General features: G+C 41.1%; 3 protein-coding genes. All 3 read right to left on the bottom strand.

What is annotated here, in order from left to right:
• Positions 1 to 341 precede the first annotated feature (341 nt).
• The 3 genes from ymaG to AC52RT_RS06700 all read right to left on the bottom strand — a co-directional run bounded on the left by ymaG (position 342) and on the right by AC52RT_RS06700 (position 2833).
• Positions 342 to 581: an inner spore coat protein YmaG gene (ymaG, locus tag AC52RT_RS06710; protein ID WP_495540029.1), complete on the bottom strand. Its 240-nt coding sequence runs from the start codon at positions 579 to 581 to the stop codon at positions 342 to 344.
• A gap of 177 nt (positions 582 to 758) precedes the next feature.
• Positions 759 to 2288, bottom strand: a complete 1530-nt coding sequence (gene floT, locus AC52RT_RS06705; RefSeq protein WP_495540028.1) for a flotillin lipid rafts scaffold protein FloT — start codon at positions 2286 to 2288, stop codon at positions 759 to 761.
• 11 nt (positions 2289 to 2299) lie between these two features.
• Positions 2300 to 2833, bottom strand: a complete 534-nt coding sequence (locus AC52RT_RS06700) for an NfeD family protein (RefSeq protein ID WP_495540027.1) — start codon at positions 2831 to 2833, stop codon at positions 2300 to 2302.
• Between the last annotated feature and the right edge of the window lie 723 nt (positions 2834 to 3556).

Raw genomic sequence — 3556 nt, 5'->3', positions numbered from 1 at the left:
TTGCAGTGAAAGGCGTTTCGCTTTCCGCGGGAGTCTTCACGCCGACACTCCAATCAACGGTCTTTCTAATATTTATCTGGATTTAAATCCGACGCCCAATTGGAAACACGTGCTACCCAAGAACAGATTCAGGAGGAGATCAATAAGGAGTGTACAAGTGATTTTGAAAAGCAGAGATAATGTTAAAAATGAATACACAAAACAGTACTTCTATTAGAGACTGAGTTGCTTTGATAAGGAGGGAACATTCCATCAAATGTATTTAAAATGCCAAAAGAAGTACGGAATGAAATCATTCTGTACCTCTTTTGTCTACAAACTAAACAGCCTGCTGTTTTTAGTTAAAAGAAAAATGGATTGCCAAATCCCCCATACAACGCGGGGGCTAGCAGTGTGCCTGCCGCAAGTCCGCCGATTAACCCTGGGGCAAATCCAGGACCGAATCCAGGACCGAATCCAGGGCCAAAGCCAGGGCCGAATCCAGGGCCGAACCCTGGACCATACCCCCATGGCCTTCCGTATCCCCAAGGCCTCCGCATCTCGCCTGGATTCATATATATTTGTCTATATCCTTGATACATAGTACGCCTCCTCAATAGTCGTTCTCTCTCATACCTCCTTACAACCTATGTTTTTACGGACTGCAGTGCATGGGCATTATCACTAATTTTTTAATTTTTCTTGAGTAAATACCCTATAAACGCACAAAACGGGGAAAAGTCTCGACTCAGACTTTTCCCCGTTTTTGTGGTGACTGCTTATTCTTTCTCAAGTGCTGATGCTGTAGGCACCTTTTCAATAATCTGTTGTTGTTCTTCTTTTGACAACTGCTGGTACATGGTTCGTTTCCCCGCAAAGCTTTCAAGCATTTCCTTCACATCAATTCCTGACGACTCTTTCAATGATTCTTGGAGTGTTGACATTAAATTTGTTGCGTATCCGGTCAGCTTATTTGCTCCGCTTCCATTACCGGTATCGACAATCGAAATTTTATCAATATTCCCAAGTGGTGCGGCCACTTGTTTAGCGTATTCAGGAAGCATCTTCAAAATCATATCCATGACAGCTGCTTGACCGAAATGCTCAAACGCTTCTGCAATTTTCTGTTTCGCTTCAGCTTCTGCAATACCTTTCAATTGAATGATTTCCGCTTCAGTCGTACCTTGGGCCTTTTGTGCATCTGCTTTAGCTTGACCATCCAAACGGACACGCTCTGATTCCGCTTTAGCCATAGCTTCTATCCGATATTTGCTAGCATCCGCCTCTGTTATTTGTTTCATTTTTTCAGCGGAAGCCGCTTGTTCAACCGCATAACGATCTGCGTCTGCTTTTTTCTTTACCTCTGAATCATACTGTTTTTCCCGACGGAGAATTTCTTTTTCTTCAAGCTCGATTTGTTTTTGCCGCTCAATAATTTTAATTTGCATTTCCTGCTCAGTTACTTCCTGCTTCGAACGGGCCGTTTCAAGATCGTATGCTTGGTCAGCACGAGCCTTTGCAATATCCTGCTCACGACGAAATTCTGCAATCTTTAACTTATTGATTTTTTCAGCTTCCGCAATTTCAGTACCTCGTTCAAGCTCTGCTCGTTGTGCATCCTTTGATGCTTCTGCACGTTTAATTCTGGTTTCCTTATCTGCTTCGGCAGTGGCAATATCAGCATCCCGTTTTACTTGAGCAATTCTAGGTTTACCAAGTGAATCCAAGTAGCCATTCTTATCACGAAGATCTTTAATCGTGAATGATACAATAATGAGTCCCATTTTAGCTAAATCTTGTGAAGCCACACGCTGTACTTCCTGTGAAAATTTTTCGCGATTTTTATAAATTTCCTCTACTGTCATTGAACCCAGGATAGACCGCAAATGACCTTCAAGAACTTCACGAGCTTCTAATTCACGTTCTTCCTTTAACTTTCCAAGGAACTGCTCGGCTGCAGTAGCGATTTCACTAATCGTACTGCCCACTTTAATAATCGCTACACCATCTGCCATAACTGGAACACCTTGCTCCGTGTAAACTTCTGGTGTGGAAACTTCGAGTTTACTAGATAATAAACTAAGTGGTGCCGCCTGTTGGAATACAGGCAACACGAACGCCCCGCCGCCACGAACTATTTTAACTTTGTTCCCAGACTCATCAACATGAACACTTTTACTTCCAAGATAACTACCAGAAATAATTAACGCTTCATCAGGACCTGCCGTACGATATTTCGTCACAAACACTCCAATTAAAGCAAGTAGAATGACGACTACTCCAACAATCACATAAATTAAATCAAACATACAAAAGCCCCCTAGTTAATATCTTCTATTTGTAAATAAGGAGTAACATATAAAATGCCATTTTTAACATCTACAATGAGTACCCTTGTTAAAGCAGGAATCCCTTCATTTTCGAAACTAGCGGCAGGTTTAGCAATTGAACCGCTATTTCCTTCAATAAGAACTTCACCAAATCCATCTTCAGGAACAGAAGTAAGTACCCTGCCCACCCTTCCTTTCAGTGCCGACTCATGAAAGGAAAGCGATTCTTCTGCTGAAGCTAACGGAATCAATACAAAAATATTCAATAAACTAACAATTAATAAACCAATAAGTGCTGATAATCCGGCTGCCAAAAGCTCCTGCAGACTAGATACTTTTTCAAATATAAAGCCTGAAGCACTAAAAACGGCCATAAAAGCTACGATTAGTACAGGATTTAAAAAATCAGGACCATCTATTCCAGCAAATACATCATTAAATAAGATAAGAAATAGAGTCAATCCACCTGAAATCACTAAGGTATAAAGATAAACGGTTTCTAATGGTACGCCGAAAAGTTCCATTGATGATCACCCTTTACACTGCTAGTTTGGTGAATAAACAGCTGATGACTACACATCCCTTTCTTCTTCATTACAGCCTCCCCTTTCATTTCTGGATACTAGTATTTACGAATGAAAAAACAATAGGTTTCAAAATTTACCAATAAATTTTCAAAAAAATACACTATTATCTATTAATATTTTGGGAACAGATAATACCACGATGGGGTGTTTGGATGTTTTTTTTGAGAATGGGTCGCAGTATTTTTTTGGTCTTCCTGCTAATTGGGCTTCTCCAATTTTACTTTTTAAGGAAAGCATGTTGACTCGGGGGGGTATTTTCTCTGTTTTTTTGCTTCGCCTGCCATTAATCCCGTCTGGCAACGCATTATTCCCGTCTAGAAGAAGCTTAATCCCGTCTGAACAATAGGTATTCCCGTCTGGAGGTGCCGTATTCCCGTCTGAGCCACATTTTGACGCAAATAATACCCTATGGGGTATGGGTTTTTAGGTCTTTTTAAAAATAGGTCGCTGTCTCTTGGTCTTCCTGCTAATTGGCCTTCTCCAAATACACTTTTTATGAAAGACACGCTGACTCATGGGGGTATTTTCACTGTTTTTTGCTTCGCCTGCCATTAATCCCGTCTGGCAACGCATTATTCCCGTCTAGAAGAAGCTTAATCCCGTCTGAACAATAGGTATTCCCGTCTGGAGGTGCCGTATTCCCGTCTGAGCCACATTTTG

Source organism: Peribacillus sp., from assembly GCF_059453735.1.
This window is presented reverse-complemented; position numbering and strand designations above follow the sequence as displayed.